At 70.2% G+C, this 21,553-nt stretch carries 17 protein-coding genes and 1 tRNA gene; 10 read left to right on the forward strand and 8 right to left on the reverse strand.

The window, feature by feature from the left end:
* Positions 1-46: 46 nt before the first annotated feature.
* The 3 genes from WFI00_RS15790 to WFI00_RS15800 are packed head-to-tail and all read right to left on the reverse strand — an operon-like array spanning position 47 to position 6,692.
* Positions 47-931, reverse strand: a complete 885-nt coding sequence (locus WFI00_RS15790; RefSeq protein WP_336631818.1) for a transglutaminase family protein — start codon at positions 929-931, stop codon at positions 47-49.
* On the reverse strand, positions 928-3,441 hold the full coding sequence (locus tag WFI00_RS15795) for a circularly permuted type 2 ATP-grasp protein (RefSeq protein WP_336631819.1): 2,514 nt from the start codon (positions 3,439-3,441) through the stop codon (positions 928-930). The genes WFI00_RS15790 and WFI00_RS15795 overlap by 4 nt, the downstream gene beginning before the upstream one ends.
* Positions 3,438-6,692 (reverse strand): transglutaminase family protein, encoded by a 3,255-nt coding sequence (locus WFI00_RS15800; RefSeq protein ID WP_336631820.1) that lies wholly within the window; start codon positions 6,690-6,692, stop codon positions 3,438-3,440. The genes WFI00_RS15795 and WFI00_RS15800 overlap by 4 nt, the downstream gene beginning before the upstream one ends.
* Before the next feature lie 64 nt (positions 6,693-6,756).
* Between WFI00_RS15800 and WFI00_RS15805 the strand changes: the two genes are divergently transcribed.
* The 3 genes from WFI00_RS15805 (at position 6,757) to WFI00_RS15815 (ending at position 8,640) form a co-directional block, all read left to right on the forward strand.
* Positions 6,757-7,257: an amino-acid N-acetyltransferase gene (locus tag WFI00_RS15805; RefSeq protein WP_336631821.1), complete on the forward strand. Its 501-nt coding sequence runs from the start codon at positions 6,757-6,759 to the stop codon at positions 7,255-7,257.
* A gap of 27 nt (positions 7,258-7,284) precedes the next feature.
* Positions 7,285-7,983, forward strand: coding sequence for a hypothetical protein (locus tag WFI00_RS15810; protein WP_336631822.1), 699 nt, complete (start codon positions 7,285-7,287; stop codon positions 7,981-7,983).
* Between the two features lie 252 nt (positions 7,984-8,235).
* Positions 8,236-8,640, forward strand: a complete 405-nt coding sequence (locus WFI00_RS15815) for a dehydrogenase (RefSeq protein WP_336631823.1) — start codon at positions 8,236-8,238, stop codon at positions 8,638-8,640.
* Between the two features lie 2 nt (positions 8,641-8,642).
* Here WFI00_RS15815 and radA read toward each other — a convergent pair whose 3' ends face one another.
* From radA to WFI00_RS15830, 3 genes are all read right to left on the reverse strand, one after another.
* A complete protein-coding gene (gene radA / locus WFI00_RS15820; RefSeq protein WP_336631824.1) occupies positions 8,643-9,986 on the reverse strand; it encodes a DNA repair protein RadA in 1,344 nt (447 codons plus the stop codon).
* Positions 9,987-10,150: 164 nt separating this feature from the next.
* On the reverse strand, positions 10,151-11,104 hold the full coding sequence (locus tag WFI00_RS15825; RefSeq protein WP_336631825.1) for an L-lactate dehydrogenase: 954 nt from the start codon (positions 11,102-11,104) through the stop codon (positions 10,151-10,153).
* Between the two features lie 142 nt (positions 11,105-11,246).
* Positions 11,247-12,623 carry an MFS transporter gene (locus WFI00_RS15830; protein ID WP_442928338.1) on the reverse strand — a complete coding sequence of 459 codons (1,377 nt, stop codon included), beginning with the start codon at positions 12,621-12,623 and terminating at the stop codon, positions 11,247-11,249.
* Between the two features lie 100 nt (positions 12,624-12,723).
* On the opposite strand from WFI00_RS15830, the gene WFI00_RS15835 reads away from it, so the two are divergent.
* The 3 genes from WFI00_RS15835 to WFI00_RS15845 all read left to right on the forward strand — a co-directional run bounded on the left by WFI00_RS15835 (position 12,724) and on the right by WFI00_RS15845 (position 13,301).
* Positions 12,724-12,814: transfer RNA gene (locus WFI00_RS15835), tRNA-Ser, on the forward strand.
* Between the two features lie 99 nt (positions 12,815-12,913).
* A complete protein-coding gene (locus WFI00_RS15840; RefSeq protein ID WP_336631827.1) occupies positions 12,914-13,138 on the forward strand; it encodes a PadR family transcriptional regulator in 225 nt (74 codons plus the stop codon).
* 40 nt (positions 13,139-13,178) lie between these two features.
* Entirely contained in the window at positions 13,179-13,301 is a 123-nt protein-coding gene (locus WFI00_RS15845) for a hypothetical protein (RefSeq protein ID WP_336631828.1), read from the forward strand.
* Positions 13,302-13,960: 659 nt separating this feature from the next.
* Here WFI00_RS15845 and WFI00_RS15850 read toward each other — a convergent pair.
* Together WFI00_RS15850 and WFI00_RS15855 are read right to left on the reverse strand one after the other, a co-directional pair.
* Positions 13,961-14,629, reverse strand: coding sequence for a GntR family transcriptional regulator (locus WFI00_RS15850; RefSeq protein WP_336638482.1), 669 nt, complete (start codon positions 14,627-14,629; stop codon positions 13,961-13,963).
* An 11-nt stretch (positions 14,630-14,640) separates the two neighbouring features.
* Positions 14,641-15,180 carry a VOC family protein gene (locus WFI00_RS15855; RefSeq protein ID WP_336631830.1) on the reverse strand — a complete coding sequence of 180 codons (540 nt, stop codon included), beginning with the start codon at positions 15,178-15,180 and terminating at the stop codon, positions 14,641-14,643.
* A 138-nt stretch (positions 15,181-15,318) separates the two neighbouring features.
* Here WFI00_RS15855 and WFI00_RS15860 point away from each other — a divergent pair, with 138 nt between their 5' ends.
* The 4 genes from WFI00_RS15860 to WFI00_RS15875 all read left to right on the forward strand — a co-directional run bounded on the left by WFI00_RS15860 (position 15,319) and on the right by WFI00_RS15875 (position 21,537).
* Positions 15,319-17,496 carry an alpha-ketoacid dehydrogenase subunit alpha/beta gene (locus tag WFI00_RS15860; RefSeq protein WP_336631831.1) on the forward strand — a complete coding sequence of 726 codons (2,178 nt, stop codon included), beginning with the start codon at positions 15,319-15,321 and terminating at the stop codon, positions 17,494-17,496.
* Position 17,497: 1 nt separating this feature from the next.
* Complete coding sequence (locus WFI00_RS15865) at positions 17,498-18,817, forward strand: dihydrolipoamide acetyltransferase family protein (RefSeq protein WP_336631832.1); 1,320 nt, start codon at positions 17,498-17,500, stop codon at positions 18,815-18,817.
* A 15-nt stretch (positions 18,818-18,832) separates the two neighbouring features.
* Positions 18,833-20,215, forward strand: a complete 1,383-nt coding sequence (locus tag WFI00_RS15870) for an aldehyde dehydrogenase family protein (RefSeq protein ID WP_336631833.1) — start codon at positions 18,833-18,835, stop codon at positions 20,213-20,215.
* 71 nt (positions 20,216-20,286) lie between these two features.
* On the forward strand, positions 20,287-21,537 hold the full coding sequence (locus WFI00_RS15875) for a M24 family metallopeptidase (RefSeq protein ID WP_336631834.1): 1,251 nt from the start codon (positions 20,287-20,289) through the stop codon (positions 21,535-21,537).
* Positions 21,538-21,553 lie beyond the last annotated feature (16 nt).

The raw sequence follows: 21,553 nt of genomic DNA on the forward strand, positions 1-21,553 counted from the left end.
CAGGGATGGCCGGCGGGGATTGACAGCGACGTGGCGGCTCGCCGCGTCAGGCCTCCACGGGGGCGACGTCGACCTGCACCCGCAGGGTCGATTTCTTCGCCTTGGTGTAGATGATGCCCTTGACCGGTGACACGTCGCCGTAGTCGCGGCCCCAGGCCACCGTCACGTAGCGGTCGTTCGCCCACTGGTCGTTCGTCGGGTCGATCGCGAGCCACTGGTCGGTGCCGGGCAGCCACACCGCCAGCCAGGCGTGCGAGGCGTCGGCGCCGAAGACCCGCTGCTTGCCCGGCGGCGGCTGGGTCGCGAGGTATCCCGAGACGTAGCGGGCGGCGACTCCGTGGGCGCGCAGGCACGCGAGAGCGACGTGGGCGAAGTCCTGACACACGCCCGCGCGGGCGCGCATGGCATCGCCGACGGTGCTGGTCACGGTCGTGGCGGTCTTGTCGTAGTCGAAGTCGCGGAAGATCCGGTGCATCAGGTCGGTCGCCGCCTCGCCGATCGGGCGCCCGGGGGTCAGTGACAGGGCGCCGTACGCGGTCGCCTCCTCGGCGTGCCGCACCCGCGGCGATTCGAGCGCATACTCCGCGGCACGCCAGGCGTGCGGCTGATCGGCGTGCACGAGCGGTCGCGCGAGCTCCCACGGCTGGGCGAGCGCGTCCTCGTCGTACGACGGGATCTCGACCGACACGTCGCTCGACGCCTCGATCGCGAGCGCCTCGTGCGGCTCGGTCAGGTGGAAGTAGGTCGAGGGGTTGCCGAAGTAGTCGACGTCGGGCGAGATGTCGCCCGGCACCGGGTCGACGGTGACCGCGGACGTCGTCACCTGCTGCCACGGCAGCTCCCGAGGCATGAGGTGGAACAGCCCGACGCTGTCCTGCACGGGCTTGGAGTAGGTGTACGCGGTTCGGTGCCACACGCGGTAGTGCTTCATGCCCGCGCCTCCATGAGCTCGACGAGCGACAGCGCCGACAGCGGCACCGGCGGCGGCCCGCTCTCGAAGTGCTGGTCGCCGACGGCGACGGCCAGCAGCTCCAGCCGCGCGGAGATGTCGTCCAGGTTCTCCCGAAGCGCCTCGCGTCGCCCGGAGCGCACGCGGCCGAGCTCGGACACGTCGAGTGCGGCGACGTCCGACTCGAGGTGGTCGAGGATCCGTTCGGCGCGTGTCGAACCGGTCGACGCCGGCATCGCGGCCAGGTGCTCCCGCACCCGGGCGAGCGCGAACGCGAGCGAGCGCGGGTTGCCGCCGTCGAGCAGGAGGAGGTCGAGCACGTCGGAGGCGCGGGCCGAGCCGCGATAGCGCCGGCGATAGGTCACGACGCTCTCCGCCGACAGCAGGACGCCGTCCAGGACGCCGCGCTCGCCGCGCGTGTCGTGCTGTTCGGCGAGTCCGCCGAGCAGATGCGTCAGCTGCAGCCCGCGCTCCAGGAACCGGCCGGCCTCGATCATGTGCCACCCGGTGTCGCGGATCATGTTGGCGGTGATGCCGTACAGCGACAGCATCGCCGCGAGCATCCGGCCTGCCGATTCGGCGGAACGGTGCGGGTGGGGTGCGACGCGGAGCGCGCGCATCGCGCGATCGACGTTGGAGAAGACGCGCCAGGTGTCGCCGGACAGCTGGTCGCGGACGCCCTCCATCGCCTCACGCAGACGCCGGATCGAATGCGCCGCCGTACCCGCGCGCCGGGAGTCGAGCAGGATGTCGCGGAACTCGGCCTCGTGGTCCGGCGAGCGGCGGCCGGCCAGACGGGCGATCACGGAGAGGAGGACGCGGGCGCTCTCCTCCACCCGGCCCGAGGAGTGGGCGCCGGGCTGGTCGAGCAGCGCCTGCGCGGCGAGCGAGAGGCGCAGCATGTCCTCCGCGCGTTCGGCGTAGCGGCCCGTCCAGAACATGTCCGAGAGGGCGCGGGGCGCGAGCGCCGGGACGGTGCGCGCCGCCGGCTCCGGTGCGATCTCGACGAGGTTCTGGTCGGCGTCGGCGAGGTCGGATTTCAGGACCCAGACATCCTTGGTCCAGGGCATCGCATCCGGGTGGTCGCGCACGGTCGCGAGCCCGCCGAGCATCGGCCGGTACGCCGAGCCGTAGCGCAGCGTGAAGGCCCGCAGGTTCACCGGGGCGGCCAGCGCGCGCTCGCCCTGGCGCCACACCGGCGTCTGCGACAGCGAGAGCAGCTCCTGACCGACGAAGCGATGGGGCGCCGCGTCGAGGCGGGCGACGAGCTCGTCCGTCGGCAGGGCGGCGAAGGTCTTGCGCGGCTCGTCGATCGTCCGCACCAGGAGGTTCGGGTCGCCGTCGAGCAGGCGTGCGCGGACGGTGCGGAGCGCGTCCGGGTCGCCGCACCACAGGGTGGGGACGGAGGGCAGGCGGAGCTGCTCGCCGAGCAGGTGCTCGCACGCGTCGGCGAGGAAGGGGAGCAGCCCCGGGTTCTCCAGCACGCCGGTGCCGAGGCCGTTGACGAGCCGGACGCTTCCGCGCCGGACCGCCTCCGACAGCCCCGCGACGCCGAGCCGCGAGTCGCCGCGCATCTCCAGGGGGTCGCACCACTCGGCATCCACCCGGCGGACGATGACGTCGACCCGGTCGGTGGGGCGCCGGCCCGGCCAGCGCGCCGGCTTCATCCAGACACCGCCCTCGTGGCCGACGAGATCGCTGCCCTGCACGAGCGGGAAGCCGAGGGCCGTCGCGAGGAAGGCCTGGTCGAACGAGGTCTCGCTGTGCGTGCCGGGCGAGAGGATCACGACCCGCGGGTCGGTGACGCCCTCCGGAGCGGACGACAGCAGCGCGGAGCGCAGGGCCGACAGGAACGGATCGATCCGGTGAAGACTGCTCTCCTGGAAGAGGTCGGGCAGCACCTGCGAGATGACGCGCCGGTTCTCGGCCGCGAAGCCGAGGCCCGACGGCGCCTGCACGCGGTCCGCCAGCACGTGCCACTCGCCGGCGGAGTCCCGCCCCAGGTCGGCGCCCGCGAGCAGGAGCGGATGCCGATCGTCGGTGCGCGAGGCGGCGATGGCGCGCACGAAACCGCTGTGCCCCAGGACGACCGCCGAAGGGATGATGCCCTCGCGCAGGAGCGTCTGCTCCCCGTAGAGATCGGTCGCGATCGCGTTGAGCAGCTCGGTGCGCTGGGCGAGGCCGAGGTCGAGCCGCGCCCAGGCCGGTGCGTCGATCACGAGGGGGATGGGGTCGAGCTGCCAGGGCTCGGCGCCCGACCCGGGCCGCAGATAGGAGACGCCGTCGTCGGCCAGGAAGCGGGAGATCTCACCGGAGACCCGGCTGAGCTCGTCGCGGGTGAGGGCGAGGGCGAGATCGGCGAGGGCCTGCCACGGCGGCCGGAGCGAACCGTCGCCGCTGACGACCTCGTCGTACCGGGCGGGCTCCGGCGCGACCGACAGCGGCAGTGTCGGTTGCGACACCGCCGCGGCATAGTCCCGCAGCACGCTCACGCCGAAGGAATCCTCCGCAGATCCAGGGTCCGGGGGTAGTCGGGTGTCGCTGCACGCGCCCCCGCCTCACGCGCCGCAGCCACATCGAACCTACCGGGTGTGTGGCCCCGCGGTTCGAATCTGCCGGATCTGCGCGCCTCCGCCTCGTTGGCGTTGACGGGCGGATGCTCGTAGGCGCGGCCCCCGGGGTGCACGACATGGTAGGTCGCGCCGCCGAGCGACACCGCAGCCTCCGCGTCGACGACCTCCACCGTGAGCGGCGCGTGGATCGGGATCGACGGGTGCAGCGCCGACCACGGCTGCCACGCGCGGTAGCGCACCCCGGCGTAGTACTCGCCCCGGACCCCCGTCGAGGTGAGCGGCACGACGGCGCCGCCGGCGACGACCACGTGGCGGGCGGGGTCGATCCCCGACACCTTCACCTGCATGCGTTCGAGGGACGAGTCGACGTAGCGCGCCGTCCCTCCCGCGGTCGCTTCCTCGCCGAGGACGTGCCAGGGTTCGATGGCCTGACGCAGTTCGAGCACGATCCCGGGGTCGATGCGCGTGATACCCACCCGCGGGAAGCGGAACTCGACGAACGGCTCGAGCCAGCTCTCCTCGAATGGGATGCCGTGGGCGCGGAGGTCGGCGACGACCTCGCCGATGTCCCGGCGCGCACCCTCGGCGAGCAGAAAGTCCTCGTGCAGCGCCGTCCCCCAGCGCACGAGCGGCGCGCTCAGCGGCTTCTGCCAGAACATCGAGACGAGGCCTCGCACCAGCAGCGCCTGCACCAGCGCGAGCTGCGGGTGCGGCGGCATCTCGAACCCGCGCAGCTCGAGCAGCCCCAGCCGCCCGCGGGAGGAGTCGGGGCTGTAGAGCTTGTCGATGCAGAACTCCGCGCGGTGCGTGTTGCCGGTGAGGTCGGTGAGCAGGTGCCGCAGCGCCCGGTCGATCATCCAGGGGCGCGGCTCGTCGGTCTCGGCGGCGAGGCGGCGCACCTCCTGCAGGGCGATCTCCATCTCGTACACCGCCTCGGGGCGGCCCTCATCGAAGCGCGGCGCCTGGCTCGTCGGGCCGATGAACCGACCCGAGAACAGGTACGACAGGGACGGATGCCGCTGCCAGTACGTCACGAGGGAGGCGAGCAGGTCCGGGCGTCGCAGGAGCGGGGAGTCGATGGGCGTCCGCCCTCCGAGCGTGATGTGGTTGCCGCCGCCGGTGCCGGTGTGGGTTCCGTCGAGGTCGAACTTCTCGGTCGCGAGGCGCGCCCGTCGCGCCGTCTCGTAGAGGTCGAAGGTCAGCGCGCGCTGCTGGGCCCACGACGAGGTGGGCTGGACGTTCACCTCGATGACGCCCGGGTCGGGCGTCACGATCAGCTGCGTCAGGCGGGCATCCGGCGGCGGTCCGTATCCCTCGATGACGAGCGGGGTCCCCACCTCCGTCGCGGCCGTCTCGACGGCGTGCAGGAGAGCCGCATAGTCCTCGAGGCGTGTCGTCGGCGGCAGGAAGACGAACACGTGGCCCTCGCGTGCTTCGAAGGCCAGCGCGGTGGTCTGCGCGCCCTCGGGATCGACGATCGCCACCGGCGGGATGCCGGGGGACAGCGGCGCGCCGGCCTCCAGATACGACGGCTCGCCCGCCCACTCGGGGTCGGTCCACGCGATGGAGTCGAGCGGGAGGCGGAGCCCCAGCGGGCTCGTTCCCGGCAGCAGGACGAGCCGGCCGCGCCGGAAGCGCCAGGCGGGGCTCACCCACTCCTCTCCCGTGACGAGGGGGAGGACGTGTCCGCGCGGCGCACCCGGGTGGCGCTCCGCCTCCTCCGCGCCCGCGCTTTCGTCGACGCCGGGCGGCGGGCCCTCCGGGCGACGCAGCTCGGCCGAGAAGGACGCCAGGGCATCCTCGTAGGCGGGGAGCAGCTGCTCCGGCGGAAGCCCGAGCAGCGCGGTGACGCGTTCGCCGAGACGGGCGGCGCGGTCGGGGGCGGTCCGCACCGTCTCCGCATCCGGCGTCGCCCACGGGTCGTCGAACAGCTCGTCGTGCCGCCACAGCGGTTCGCCGTCGGTGCGCCACTGCAGAGCGATGTTCCACCGCGGCAGATCCTCGCCCGGGTACCACTTGCCCTGCCCCCGGTGGACGATGCCGCCGAGGGCATATGTCTCTCGCAGGCGCTCGGCGAGGGCGCTCGCGCGATCCCGCTTGTGCGGCCCGTCGGCCGCCGTGTTCCATTCCGCGGCCGTCGCGTCGTCGAGGGCGACGAACGTCGGCTCGCCGCCGAGCGTGAGCCGGACGTCGGCGGCGGCGAGGTGCTCGTCGACGAGCTCTCCCGCCGCGTCGATGCGCACCCACTGCTCGTCCGTGTAGGGCTTGGTCGTGCGGGGGTCCTCGTGGATCCGACGCACCTCGTTGCGGAACGAGAACGTCACCTCGACGGGATCGGTCGCACCGCTGATCGGCGCGGCCGCCGACGGGTCCGGGGTGGCGGAGAGGGGGATGTGCCCCTCCCCGGCGAACAGGGCGCTCGTCGCGTCGAGTCCGATCCAGCCCGCGCCCGGTACGAACACCTCCGCCCACGCGTGCAGATCGGTGAAGTCCTGGGCCGGCCCGCTGGGGCCGTCGAGGGACTTCTCGTCGGCGGACAGCTGCACGAGGTAGCCCGAGACGAAGCGGGCGGCGAGCCCGTACTGGCGCAGCAGGCTCACCAGCAGCCAGGCGCTGTCACGGCAGGATCCGATGCCCGAGGCCAGGGTGTGGTCGGGGGTCTGCACGCCCGGTTCCATCCGCACCGAGTAGCCGACGGCGGACTGGACCGCCCGGTTCAGCTGCGACAGGAACGACACGGTCGGCATGCCGTCGGCGGGAAGCTCCGGAAGCGTCGTACGCCAGCGGGCCGCGGCGTCGCTGTCGGGGACGGGGCGCAGGTACGGCGCGAGGTCGGCGGCCAGATCGGGCGCGTAGGCGAAGGGGAAGCGCTCCGCGTACTCCTCGATGAAGAAGTCGAGCGGGTTGATGACCATCATGTCGGCGACCACGCCCACCGTGATCTCGAGCTTCGAGACCTTCTCGGGGAACACGACGCGCGCCAGCCAGTTGCCGAAGGGGTCCTGCTGCCAGTTGAGGAAGTGGTTCTTCGGCTGCACGTCGAGCGAGTAGGCCTCGATCGGGGTGCGGGCGTGCGGGGCGGGCCGCAGGCGGATGACGTGGGGGGCGACCTTCACGGGGTGTGCGAACTCGTACCCCGTGTAGTGCTCGAGTGCGACCTTGATCGACATGACCCCCAGCATCGTGCATTCCTGTTGCCGTTGGATTACACGCCGCGCGGGCTACAGTTGTGCGGTGCCCGCCTTCTCCGTCCGCCCGGCCCGGACGTCGGACGTCCGGGGCATCCTCGCGCTCCTCGACCCGTGGGTGCAGCGTCGCATCCTGCTCGGCAAAGAGGTCGTCACGGTCTTCGAATCCGTGCAGGAGTTCGTGGTGGCCGAGGCGGACGGCGAGCTCGTCGGATGCGGAGCCCTGCACGTCATGTGGGAGGACCTGGGCGAGATCCGCACGCTGATCGTGTCGGATGCCTGGCTGCACCACGGCGTCGGCGGTGCGCTCGTCGACCGTCTCGAGGACAACGCCCGCGCGCTGGGGCTCTCGCGGCTGTTCTGCCTCACCTTCGAGGTCGACTTCTTCAGCCGGCGCGGATTCGCCCCGATCGGCGAGCAGGTCGTCGACCCCGACGTGTATTCGCAGATGCTGCGCAGCCCCGACGAGGGCGTCGCCGAGTTCCTCGATCTCGCGCACGTCAAGCCGAACACTCTGGGCAACACCCGGATGCTCAAACAGCTCTGACCGGATGCCGCGGCATAGCCTGGGGGAGTGAGCACCCCGACCCGTCGTCGCCCGTCGCCGGCCGTGTACCGCCGGCGACGGTTGGCCGTCCTGCTGCTCGCCGTGGTGGTGGTCGCGGGGATCGTCGCGCTCGTGCTCGCCCTCTGGCAGCCGTGGCGGAGCTCCACTCCCACCGGATCCTCGCCGGCGGCCAGTCCCGCCGCGACCAGTCCTGCCGCCTCCAGCCCCGCGGCGACGTCGTCGGAGGCACCGACGGACGATGCCGCAGCGGATTCGTCCACTGAGCCGGCGCCGGATCCGTCGGCGTCCGGCAGCGACGCGCCGATCCCGGCGTGCTCTACCTCGGGCATCTCGGTCCTGGCCGTCACCGACAAGGACTCGTACGCCGCCGGGGAGCTGCCGCAGCTGTCGATCACCCTCTCGAACACGTCGAGCCAACCGTGCCTGATCAACGTCGGCACGGCGACGCAGGAGTTCGTCATCACGAGCGGCACCGACACCTGGTGGCGCTCGACCGACTGCCAGAGCGAGTCCAGCGATCAGGTCGTCCAGCTCGCCGCGGGCCAGACCGTGTCCAGCGTGACCCCGGTCGTGTGGGACCGCACCCGGTCGTCGGTGGACACGTGCGGCTCTGCCCGTCCGCAGGCGCCCGCCGGCTACTTCCACCTGCAGGTGTCGATCGGTGGCATCCAGGCCGCCGACACGGGGATGTTCGAACTTCGGTGACCCGGTGATGCTGAGAGTATTCTCATGCATTTTCCCGCCTCCCGCCTGACGAACGCGGGCCGGGGCGCGTAATCTGGAGCCAGCTCCTCGACGAGTCCCCGCAGTCCCCAGTTGCGGTCCTCGACGTCCACCCCAGTGGACGGAGTTCCGGACTCACCGTCGCACGAGAGCACGGGCCCTCTCGATCCTTCCAGTCCCCAATGTGAGGATCGAGAGGGTCCCCCCTTTGTCCGGCTCTCGTAGGCTGGATGCATGGCAGGCAAGAAGCGTGCGAAGGCGTCGCCCCTCGATTTCCGCAACCCGCAGCTCGCCGACGCCCTGCAGACCCAGGACATGGCGGCGCTGGCCTTCGCCCTCCGACACGGCCCGACGGTCGTCCCGCTGCTGCGTCCCGGTCAGCGCGACGACCCGCGCGACTCCGGCGAGGTCTGGACCTACCGCGACCCGAAGACCGGCGATGTGGCCCTCCTGCTGTTCAGCGACGCGGCGCACAAGCCGGCGGCGCTGCCTCCGGCGGTGGGCCTGCACTCGCCCGCGTGGCTCCGCGCGTTCCTCGATGCCCACGCGTCCGAGATCACGACGGTGTTCTTCGACATCGCCGGGCCGCACCCCATGCAGGCGGCGCCCGCCGACGTCATCGCCGCTCTCGACGCCTGACCTCAGAAGTCCGGGACGTCGCCCTTCTCGACCGGGTGCAGCCTCGGCAGATCGCGCAACGCCCGGCGGAGGTCGACCGACGCGGTGTCGACGATTGTGCGGTACCCGAGACGAGTCGCCTCGGCGCGGCGCTGGTCGTGCTGGGTGACGGCGCGGACCTCGCCCGCGAGGCTCAGCTCGCCGATCGCGACGAGCTGGGCGGGATTGGGTCGGTTGGACACCGCGCTGGCGACGGCGAGGGCGATGGCGAGATCGGCGGCGGGTTCGGTGAGTCGCACGCCGCCGACCGTCGACACGTACACGTCCTGGTCGGAGACTCGGATGCCCGCGCGCTTCTCCAGCACCGCCAGCACCATCGCGACGCGCGCGCCGTCGACGCCGCTCACGATCCGTCGCGGGTTGGGGCCCGACCCCGGCAGGGTGAGCGCCTGCACCTCGACCGGCAGAGCGCGACGCCCCTCGAGGGCGATCGTGACGCAGGTGCCGGGCTCGCGAGAGCCGTGGCCGAGGAACAGCGCGCTCGGGTCGGGGACCTCGGCGATGCCGTGCTGCGTCTGCTCGAAGCAGCCGACCTCGTCGGTCGCGCCGAAACGGTTCTTCAGGGCGCGGACGAAGCGCAAGGACGTCTGCCGGTCGCCCTCGAAGTGACAGACGACGTCGACCAGGTGCTCCAGGATGCGGGGGCCCGCGACCTGGCCGTCCTTCGTGACGTGGCCGACCAGGATGACCGGCAGCGACCGGGCCTTGGCGACCCGGATGAGGGTGGACGCCACTTCGCGGACCTGGCCGGGGTGGCCCGCAGCGCCGTCGACGAGTGCCGAGGCGACCGTCTGCACCGAGTCGACGACGAGGAGGTCGGGCCTGGTCTCGTCGACGTGGCCCAGGATGGTCGCGAGGTCCGTCTCGCTCGCGAGGTAGAGCTCGGGATGCAGCGACCCCGTGCGCTCGGCGCGCAGGCGCACCTGCCCCAGCGACTCCTCGGCGCTCACGTAGAGAACGCGGCGGCCCGCCGCCGCCGTCCGCGCCGCTACCTCGAGCAGCAGTGTCGACTTGCCCACGCCGGGCTCGCCGGAGAGCAGGATCGCCGCGCCGGGGACGATGCCTCCGCCGAGCACCCGGTCGAACTCGCCGACTCCCGACGTGCGCCGGGGCGTCTCCCGCGTGTCGATCTCGGTGATCGGCCGAGCGGCCTGCGTCGGCGTCATCGTCGTCATCGCGGCGACAACAGGGGCCGCCTCGACCACGGTGCCCCATTGCTGGCACTCGCCGCAGCGCCCCACCCACTTGGCGCTCGTCCAGCCGCACTCGGTGCAGCGGTACGCCAGAGTCGTCCGCTTGGATGCCATGTCACCAGGCTAGCCCGGGGGCCCGACACCCGACCCGGGGTCGGCCTGGGGTCGACAGGGTGCCGGTCGTCGGATCCGTGGGGCTCGCGATGCCGGTGAGGCATCACGACGACACACCAGCCCCATCGGTCCGACGACCGGAGCGGGCACCCCGCCCGAGAAGGTCAGCGCAGGGAGTCGGCGACCTCGCGGAGGGCGTCCGCCGAGCGGCGGAAGAGGCCCAGCTCGCTCGCCGAGAACGATGTCTGACGCACCGGCTCGGCTCCCGAGGCGGACACGACCGAGGGGACCGACAGGGCGACCCCGCTCACCCCGTGGAAGTCGTCGAGCACGGTCGAGACGGGCATGACCGAGTGCTCGTCCTTCAGGATCGCTTCGACGATGCGCGCGCTCGACAGCCCGATCGCGTAGTTGGTCGCCCCCTTGCCCTGGATGACCTTGTACGCGGCATCCCGCACGTCGACGGCGATGCGGTCGAGCTCGTCGACGGTGAACTTCGGCTGGCCGTCGAGGGGCTCCCACTCGAGGATCGGCACGGTGCCGATGGTCGCGTGCGACCAGAGGGGGAACTCGGTGTCGCCGTGCTCGCCGACGATGTAGGCGTGCACGCTGGAGATCGACACGCCCGCGCGCTGGGCGATCTTCCAGCGCAGGCGGGACGTGTCGAGGACCGTGCCGGAGGCGAAGATCCGCTGGTACGGGAGGTCGGTGGCCTCCTGCGCGAGCACGGTGAGCACGTCGCAGGGGTTGGTGACGATGACGAAGGTGGCGTTGGGCGCGACCTCCAGCAGCTGCGGCATCATCGACTTCAGGATGCCGGCGTTGACCCCGGCGAGCTCGATGCGGGTCTGACCCGGCTTCTGCTTGGCCCCCGCCGTGATCACGACGACGTGCGAGCCGGCGGCGACCGAGATGTCCGCCCCGCCGATGATGTCGCTCGAACCGGTGAACTGGGCGCCGTGGGCGAGGTCGAGCACCTCGGCCTCGGTCTTCTCGGCGGCGATGTCGTACAGGGCGACGTGGCGGGCCGAGCCGCGGATCAGGGCGGCGTAGGCGACGGAGGATCCGACCGCTCCCGCGCCGACGACGGTCAGTTTCGAGTTCTCGATCAGGCTCATGCGCTCAGTCTTGCAGTGCGCCGACCCGGGTGCCACCGCGGAGACGGCGAGAACCGATCGAGAGCGCCGGACGGACGCGCCACGCGACGCGCATCGTGGACGCGGCCGTGCCGCGGAGGTGCGGGCGGCGCGCCGCCGCGGCCTACGCGAGCCCCTGATCGACCGTTCGTGACGGATGCGGCGGGTTGCGCACGCCCGCGGCGGACACGATCGCCCCGATCACCATGAGCGCCGCGGCCACGGCCGACGCGCGATGGAAGCCGGGCAGGTCCAGCGCCCCTCCGGTGATCGCTGCGAGCGAGGCGATCGCGAGCAGTCCCGCGACACGGGCGACGGCGTTGTTGACGGCCGAGGCGATGCCCGATCGCGCCGGGTCCGCCGACCCCAGGATCGCGGCGGTGAGCGGCGAGACGGTGATCGCGAGCCCCAGACCGAGCACGATCATGCCGGGAAGGACCTGCCACCAGTAGTCGACCTCCGCCCCGACGGTCAGGAGCAGAAGGCATCCCCCCGCCATCACGAGCGGGCCGACCGTCATGAACAGGCGAGGGCCGAGGCGCCCGGACAGCACGCCGATCCGCGAGCTCAGCGCGATGACGAGGATCGTCGTCGGCAGGCTCACCAGACCTGCGAGCGTCGCCGAGAACCCGGCCCCCTGCTGCAGGTAGACCGCGATCACGAATCCGTTCAGCGACAGAGCGGCGTAGATGAAGAGGGTCGCCAGGTTGCCGCTGGCGAACGTGCGGGCGCGGAACAGATCCAGGGGGAGCAGGGGCTCGGCGGCGCTGCGCTGGCGGAGGACGAACGCGGCGAAGAGCACGACGCCGGCGCCGAGCGCGGCCCAGAGCCACGGGGTCGCGGGGCCGCCCGCGGGCAGCTCGATGAGGGCCAGCACGGCGAGTCCGAGGCCCGCGGTGCACAGGACGGCGCCGATCCAGTCGATGCGGGCGTCGGCTCGTCGCTCGTCGCGCGCGTCGAGACGGGTCAGCAGCCAGAGGGCCGCGCCGATCGGCAGGACGTTGATGAGGAAGACCCACCGCCACGACGCGTTGTCGACGATGACGCCCCCGAGAAGCGGTCCGACGATCATGGCCCCCGTCGTCAGCGCCGTCCAGACGCCGATCGCGCGCGAGCGGACGGGGTCGGCCATGGTCGAGGTGATCAGGGCGAGCGAGCTCGGGACGAGGAACGCGCCCGCGACCCCCTGGAGAGCCCGCGCCGCGATGAGCAGCTCGATGGTCGGAGCCGCCGCGACGGCGAGGGAGGCGACCCCGAACCCGATCAGGCCGATCCGCAGCACCAGCAGGCGGCCGTACGCGTCGCTGGCGGCGCCGGCGACCAGGATGAGCGCACCGAGCGTGACGAGGTAGGCGTCGACCGTCCACTGCTGCGTCGACAGGCCTCCGCCGAGCTCGCGGGCGATCGCGGGGAGTGCCACGTTCACGACCGTGCCGTCGAGGAACGCGACGAAGGAGCCGAGCACGGCGATCGCCACGACGAGTCGTTGTTGCCCGGTCATCCGTTCTGCCACGCGTTCACGCTACCCGCGCGGGGGGACACCGGCGCGGGCACGGATGCCCGGTTCGCGGGGATGCCCGGAGTGTCGTAAGCTTGTCGGCGGTGACGTGTCCGAGCGGCCGAAGGTGCAACTCTCGAAAAGTTGTGTAGGGTAACCCCCTACCGTGGGTTCAAATCCCACCGTCACCGCCACGTAGAACCCCCGCAGGTCCCTGGGAACATTGGGATCGCGGGGGTTTCTTCATTCCCTGATCCCGTCCCGTAGGAGCGCGTCATCGCTCTTGGGCAAAGGTGACGACGCTGTATGCCGCGTTGGAGCGGCTCGAGCGCGAGGGGTTGATTCGAGCGGACGGTGAAGAGATCGTGAAGGGGCGCGCTCGCCGCTACTACTGCCTGACGGATGAGGGCGTGACGGCGCTCACTGATGAAGTCACGGCCCTCGAAGTCCAGGCGGCGGTCGCGAGGAGTCGCCTGAGCGTGCAGCGGCGAGCGATATCGGCGCAGAACGGAGCATGAGGGGCGTACCGGACTGTCGCCCGCCGATGCGTGGGGTGCCGTGCTTCACGGGACGGGGGCGCGTCTCACCGCACGGCTCGCGCTGGTGCTGTCGATCGCCGCGGGTGTGATGTACATCTGGACGCTGGGCAGTGCTGCGACTGCCGTGCTGCTGCCCTCCTGACCATCGGGATCGTCCCGCTTCTCACTGCTGTCTCCGCCGTTGCCGTCGTACGCGATCGCGGCTGGGTCGGCGACGGTCGCGCGATCATCATGGCTCTTCTCACGGTGCCTGCACGTGTGCTCGCCGGGCTGGCGGCATGGTCGTGGTCGCTGGGCTTCGACGCGGCCGACGCAGGTACGCCTGCTCCGCCTGTGGCCAAGGCCTGGCTGCCTCCCAGCGGCGCGGGGCTGATCATTGGCGCGGTATCCCTCGGCCTGTTCGCCGACAGTGTTCTCTCGCGAACAGATCTCCCTCGATTCGCTCGGATCGCCCTCTCGCTGATCGCTGCCGTCCTCGCCGCCACACCCCACCGCGCCACGCCATTGATGTCGAGCTCCTTTCCGCGCCCGCATCGTGGGCCGCGGTCCTCGCCTCGAACCGCCAGGTCAACGGTCCGGGTCCTTGCGCTCAGCGCCGCTCTCGGCGGCGCCTTCGGGGTCGCCTATGCGCTCACCGGATCCATTGGTCGCCCGCAGCAAGCGATGGAACCGTCGCGATGGCACAGGAATCACACTGCTCCTGGCCATCGCCATTCCCCTGATCGCCGCATTCGGCGTCTGGACGGACACTGGATCACGCCGCGCACGCGCCTCCCGCGCACTCGCCTGACCCACGCAGATTCACGGTTCGGGCAGGAACAGCTCGGGGTGATCCGACAGTTCCAAGCGACTGCGGCGGATGTGCCCCGCGAGGACGCGTTCCGCCTCAACATCGTCTCGTCGCCGAAGCGCGTTGACGATGAGATGGTGGTCGTGGTGAACGCTCTGATCCCCCTGGGCATAGAACAGGCGCGTCGCCGCGCGGCGGTAGTGCTGCGTGCGGTTCCAGAGGATCCGCACCGTGTCTCCGAGCATCGTTGTCGACGCCGCCTCCAATGCGGAGAGATGGAACTCGCGGTCGAGTCGGAGGAAGCGCTCGACGTCGTCGGAGGATTCCATCGCATCGGCCAGAAGTTCGAGACCATCGATCGTGTCGTCGGTGACGAGTGGCACGTTCATGCGGAGGAGGAGCGGCTCCAGATGTTCTCGCATCTGGTACATCTCGTGGCATTCCGCGAGGCTGATGCGCGACACCCAGGCTCCCGTGTTGGCCACGAGGGTGACGAGGCCCTCGGCCTGAAGCATCCGCAGGGCCTCGCGCACAGGGAGTCGACTCGAGCCGTGCCGCTCGGCGAGCTCGTCTTGGCGAATGCGTTCGCCGGGCGTGTACTCGCCGGCGAGGATGGCGTCGCGCAGTGTGGTGGCGATGCGCGCACCGGTGGCTCCGTGTGGGACGGTCTCCACTGTCATCCGATCTCCCGTCAGCGCGCGGGATCCGCGGGGTGCCACAGTGCGCGCTGAGCTCCATTCTCGTATGCCTTGCCGTTCGGAAAGCTGACGAGCTCGAACTGCATGCCCCAGGAGCTGCGGAAGTACACCCAGCGCTGGCCTTCCGCCGCGTGCTTGCTGCTCGTGGGTGTGCCCATCACCTCGACATCGTGGCTGCGCAGGAACGACACCGCCGCGTCGAGATCGTCGACGTAGAACGCGAGGTGATAGCCGCCGAGGTCGCTGTTGCGAGGCGGCGGCGCCTGACCGTCGGCGGGTTCGTAGAGGAACACCTCGAAGTTGGTCCCGTGGCCGAGCCGGTAGAAGCGGATCTCGCGAATCGTGGTGCGGGGGTGCACGCCCAAGTGAGTGTGCATCCAGTCGTCGTTCGCCTGCTTCGAGCCCAGCGTGTAGACACGCTCGCACCCCAGGATGTCGACGAGGAAGTGCTCCGCCTCAGTCAGATCGGGGACGGTGAACCCGATGTGTTCGGTACCTCGGAGGCCCGGGATCCCCGGAGTGTGTTCTGCCATGGCGTGACCTCTCTGTCTCAATGATTGGATCCTAAGTGCGAGATCATGCGTAACTCAACCCCCGTTTTCCTTGCTAGACCGCGCGCCTGTGCCTAGCATTGGATCCGATTAGTGACGAGAGTGATGAGAGAGGCGACGATGCCGAAGACGAAGAAGTTGCAGACGGGGGTGCCCTGGGTCGAGGTGTCGACCACACCCGCGGATTGGGATGCTGCCGACCCGCGCCTCCTCGGCACGATGCTGAGCCAGCTTCATCTGATCCGTGCCTTCGAGGAGACGGTGCTCGAGCTGGCCGGAGAGGGGCTGGTCCACGGGCCGGCGCACTCGAGCGTGGGTCAGGAGGGCGGAGCGGTCGGATCGATCATCGGCCTCCGCTCCTCCGACGGGGTGAATGGATCCCACCGAGGACACCATCAGTTCCTCGCGAAAGCACTCACCCATGTGAGCGGAGGCGACATCGATCCTGCTGAGCCGGTGAGCGCGGCCATCCAGACCGTGCTGCAGCGCACCCTCGCGGAGATCCTCGGCCTCGCGCAAGGGTATTGCCGCGGTCGCGGCGGGTCGATGCACCTGCAGTGGTTCGAGGCCGGTGCACTCGGGACCAACGCCATCGTCGGCGGCGGCGCGCCGATGGCGACAGGAAACGCGTGGGCCCAGAAACACAGCGGAACCACCGACCTCACGATCAACTACTTCGGAGACGGGGCCGCCCAGATCGGGTCGGTGCTCGAGTCGATGAACCTCGCCGCCGCCTGGAAGCTGCCGGTCTGCTTCTTCGTCGAGAACAACCTCTACGCCGTCTCGACCCGTGCGGATGAGATCACCGCAGACCCTCGGTTCAGCGTGCGCGGCCAGGGCTTCGGCATTCCGTCCTGGCGGGTGGACGGAATGGATCCACTCGCTGTGTACCTCGCGATGCAGCAGGCCGCGGAGCGGATGCGTTCCGGCGGGGGGCCGACGGTGATCGAGGCGGAGGTCTACCGCTTCTTCCACCAGAACGGCGCCTACCCGGGGTCGGCGTTCGGCTACCGCACCAAGGCCGAGGAAGCGGAGTGGCGTGCACGTGACCCGCTCGAGCTCGTCGCCCGCCGCATGATCGAACGCGGCATCATCGACGCTGCCGGTGTCGCCGGTCTGCGCGATCGGGTGCGGTCTGCGATGTCGGCCGTCGTCGCGCAGCTCGTGGAAGGCGACCCCGAGAGCCCCGGCACGAGGCGGATTCGTCCCGGGCTGTGGCCGGAGACGAGTTTCGTCAATGTGGGTGTTCGGGGGGATGCCTCGGAGCTCGATGCTCTCGAGACACTCCAGCCGGGAGCGGACAGGCGCGCGCTGAAGTTCGTCGACGCTGTAGCGCAAGTGATGGACCGGCGGATGAGCGAGGACTCTCGCATCGTGGTGATGGGCGAGGACGTGCATCGCCTGGGCGGTGGCACGAACGGCGCGACGAAGGGGCTGGCGAACACGTACGGCGACGAGCGCGTTCTCGGCACGCCCATCAGCGAGAACGCGTTCGTCGGACTCGCCGGTGGTCTCGCGCTCGACGGCCGCTACCGCCCCGTCGTGGAATTCATGTACCCCGACTTCATGTGGGTCGCCGCCGATCAGGTCTTCAACCAGATCGGGAAGGCGCGCCACATGTTCGGAGGCGACAACCCCGTCCCGCTGGTCCTGCGCACCAAGGTGGCCATCGGCTCGGGCTACGGCTCGCAGCATCTCATGGATCCCGCCGGCATCTTCGCGACCAGTCCGGGATGGCGGATCGTCGCTCCGTCGAACGCCACCGACTACGTGGGGCTCGTCAACGCCGCGCTCGCGCTACAGGACCCCGTCCTGGTGATCGAACACGTCGACCTCTACGGCGTGGCCGACGAGGTGCCCGTCGGCGACCTCGATTGGGTCATCCCGCCCGGAAGCGCCGCGGTCCTTCGTGAAGGATCCGACGTCACCGTGGTCAGCTACCTGTCGATGATCGCGCACGCTCGAGAGGCCATCGAGCTGACGGGGATCGACGCCGAGCTCATCGATCTGCGGTGGCTCGATCGGGCATCGCTCGACTGGGAGACCCTGGGCGCGAGCATTCGCAAGACCAACGCGGTTCTGATCGTGGAACAGGGCGCGCGCGGCACGTCCTACGGTGCGTGGCTCGCCGACGAGATCCAGCGGCGATTCTTCGACTGGTTGGACCAGCCCGTCTCGCGAGTCACCGGCGAGGAGGCCTCGCCGTCCATATCGCGGGTCCTGGAGCGCGCGGCGATCGCTCGCACCGAGGAAGTCATCGCCGGACTCGAAGCCGTACGTGCTGGATTCGGAGCCTGACGTGGCCGAACTGATCCGCATGCCGGAGGTGCTCGCGGGTGCGGCCGAGGCCGCCATCCAGACCTGGTTGGTCGCCGTCGGCGCGAGCGTCGTGCTCGGCCAACCGCTGGCCGAGATCGAGACAGACAAGGCCGTCGTCGAGCTGACCGCGGAATCGGCAGGCGTCGTCGGTCGCCTCCTCGCCGCCGAGGGAGACAGCGTGAGTGTGGGCGAGCCCATCCTCGTCATGCTCGGAGAGGGTGACGGGGACGGTGCAGTCGCCGATGCGCTCGCTGCCGGCGGGGTGGCTGTCTCCGAGGCGCAGTCCGATGTGGATGCGGCGCCGGATGACCGGTCCCCGGGCGATGAGGACGTGCCGTCGACGGTGCCGCCGATCGGCGAGGCGTCGGCGGGCTCGGCGGCCGGCGTGGCGGCGCGTGTGTTCACGAGTCCGCTCGTGCGCCGTCTCGCCGCCGACCAGGGAGTGGATATCGCCCGCATCGAGGGAACCGGGCCTAACGGCCGCATCGTCCGCCGCGATCTCGAGCGCCACCTCGCCCAGGATCCTGCGCTGACGTCAGCGGCCCACGCGGCGCCGGAGCCCGCATTCGAGCAGGAGACCTCCGTCGCCGTCTCGTCCCCATCCGCCTCGTCGGACGGGTCGTATGAGGACGTGCCCCTCAGCCGGATGCGGCGCGCCATTGCGCGCCGACTCACCGAAAGCGCAACGACGGTGCCGCACTTCTACCTCGAGGCGGACTGCCGCGTCGACGACCTCCTCTCGCTGCGCGCGCAGGTCAACGAGACGTCGCCTCGACGGGTGTCGGTCAACGACTTCGTGATCAAGGCGGTCGCCGGAGCTCTGATGGACGTGCCGGCCGCCAACGCGATCTGGAACGCCGACAGCATCCGCCAGTTCTCCTCCGTCGAGATCTCCGTCGCTGTGGCGACTGACGGCGGGCTCGTGACGCCCGTTCTGCGGGCTGTCGAGCGGATGTCGCTGACCAGTGTGAGCGACACGGTCGCCGAGCTCGCCCGACGAGCTCGCGCCGGCCGACTCACGCCGCACGAGCTCGACGGCGGCAGCTTCTCTGTGTCGAACCTCGGCATGTACGGCACCGGCGCGTTCACCGCAATCCTCAATCCGCCGCAGTCGGGCATCCTCGCTGTCGGTGCGGCGCGGAGACGGCCAATCGTCGACGCCTCCGGCGACCTCGTCGCGGCGACCGTGATGACGGTCACGCTCTCCGCCGATCATCGGGTGCTCGACGGCGCTGTCGCGGCGCAGTGGCTGGCCGCGCTGCAGCGGCGCATCGAGAACCCGCTCACCATCCTCATCTGACCCAGGGAGCACACCATGGCGATCATCCGCAGCATCGACCCGACCACCGGCACCGAACTCGCGGCGTACCAAGAGGACGGTGCCGACGCGGTCGAGCGAAAGCTCGCCGCAGCCGCCGTCGCCGTCGGCGCGCTCGACGTGGCCGGATGGGACCGGCGTGCCGAGTGGATGCGGGCGGCCGCAGGCATCCTGGCGTCCGAGATCGACGACGTCGCCGCAACCATCACCGCCGAGATGGGCAAGCCGCTCGCCCAGTCGCGCGCGGAGGTCGCGAAGTCCGTGCACACCATGCACTACTACGCCGACAACGCCCGCCTCTTCCTTCGGGGACGCGAGCTCGAGGATCCGTCTTCCGTCACGGCATCGTCCGCGCGCACCCGGTACGAGCCGTTGGGTGTCGTGCTGGCGGTGATGCCGTGGAACTATCCGATCTGGCAAGTCGTCCGATTCGCCGCCCCCGCGCTGATGGCGGGCAATGCCGGCGTGCTCAAGCACGCCTCGAACGTGCCGCAGTCCGCTCGGTACCTCGGTGAACTGTTCACCCGGGCCGGGTTCCCGTCCGGTGCATTCTCGACGCTGCTGATCGGCTCGGCGGGCGTGGAGGCGGTCATCCGCGACTCACGCGTCGCCGCGGTCACCCTCACGGGCTCTGAGGGGGCCGGACGTGCCATCGCCGCGGCGGCCGGGGACGTGTTGAAGAAAGCCGTGCTCGAACTCGGCGGGTCCGATCCTTTCATCGTGATGCCCTCGGCCGACCTCGACGGCGCGGTCGAGACCGCGGTGAGAGCCCGTACGACGAACAACGGGCAGGCATGCATCAACGCGAAGCGTTTCATCATCCATGAGGACCTCTACGACGAGTTCGCCCGTCGGTTCACCGAGCGGATGGCAGCGCTCGTCGTCGGCGACCCGGCTGATGAGTCCACCGACATCGGCCCGCTCGCCACGGAATCCGGTCGCCGTGACATCGAGGAGCTCGTCGATGATGCGCGCGCGAAAGGGGCCGAAATCCTGGTCGGAGGTTCGCGCGGCGACGCCGACGCCGGCTGGTTCTATGCACCGACGGTCGTCGGCGGGCTCACCCGGGACATGCGGCTGTGGTCGGAGGAGGCGTTCGGTCCCGTCGCCTCCCTGTATCGTGCGACCTCGCTCGACCACGCGCTCGAGATCGCGAACGACAGTGACTTCGGGCTCGGTTCCGCGTTCTGGTCGAGTGATCCCGACGAGATCGCGTACGCCGAACGGCGCATGGAGGCGGGCGCGGTCTTCGTCAACGGCATGACCGTCTCGTACGCAGAGCTGCCGTTCGGCGGCATCAAGCGGTCAGGGTACGGGCGCGAGCTCTCACGCGAAGGCATTCGCGAGTTCTGCAACCTCAAGACCGTCTGGGTGGCCTAAGGGCCAGTTGCGATATGCAAACGATTGCAATACGATGACAGCGAAGACTCATCGAGGAGGAAGTTGTGCTCATGGGCGAGAACACGTCGCGTCCGCTGTTGACGCCCGGTGTGGGAAGCGTCGACTACGAGATGCGAGTCGACTTCGATCGGCTGCGTGACTATCGGTTGACCCGCGCGCAGGCCGCCCTGGACGCCAGCGAGTGCGGGGCCTTCCTGCTGTTCGACTTCTACAACATCCGCTACACCACCCAGTCCTGGGTCGGCGGCGCGCTCGGCGACAAGATGATCCGGTACGCGTTGCTCACACGAGGTGGCCAGCCGCACCTGTGGGACTTCGGCTCAGCGGTCACGCATCACCGGCTCTACTCGCCGTGGCTGAAGCATGACCACAATCACCCTGGTTTCCTCGGCTTCCGCGGCGCGGTCGCGCCGTCGGCGGGACTCATGGTCGATGCCGTCACGCAGATCCGACGAATCCTCACCGACCTCGGCCTGCAGGACGCTCCGGTGGGAATCGATATCGTCGAACCGCCTTTCCTGTTCGAGATGCAGCGTCAGGGCTTCACCGTCGTCGACGCGCAGCAGCACATGCTTGATGCGCGGGAGATCAAGAGCGCGGACGAGATCATGTTGCTCAACCAGGCTGCAGCCATGGTCGACGGGGTCTACACCGACATCGTGGAGGCGCTCAAGCCTGGCGTCCGTGAGAACGAGATCGTCGCTCTGGCGGCGAAGAAGCTGTACGAGTACGGCTCCGACCAGGTCGAGGCCGTCAACGCCATCTCGGGGGAGCGGTGCAACCCGCATCCCCACAACTTCACCGACCGGATCATCCGCCCCGGCGACCAGGCGTTCTTCGACATCATCCACTCGTTCAACGGCTACCGCACGTGTTACTACCGCACGTTCAGCGTCGGCAGGTCGACGGCGCCCCAGCGTGCCGCCTACAGCCGAGCTCGGGAGTGGATGGACAACGCTCTCGCCGCCATCGCGCCAGGCGTCGGGTCGGACGAGATCGCGTCGCTCTTCCCGACAGCGGAGTCCTTGGGCTTCGATGACGAGCTGTCGGCGTTCGGACTGCAGTTCTGCCACGGACTCGGCCTGGGGCTGCACGAGCGGCCGGTCATCTCGCGGCTGAACAGCTACCGCGAGCCGGTGGAGATCAAGGCCGGCATGGTGTTCGCGGTTGAGACCTACTGTCCGGCGAGCGACGGCTACTCCGCCGCGCGCATCGAGGAAGAGGTCGTCGTCACCGATGACGGCCCGGTCGTCATCACGAAGTATCCGGCCGAAGAGCTCGTCGTCGCCAACCCGTACTGACCTACCGACGCTGTCC

It is taken from the genome of Microbacterium sp. MMO-56 (assembly GCF_037146215.1).
Classification (GTDB): domain Bacteria; phylum Actinomycetota; class Actinomycetes; order Actinomycetales; family Microbacteriaceae; genus Microbacterium.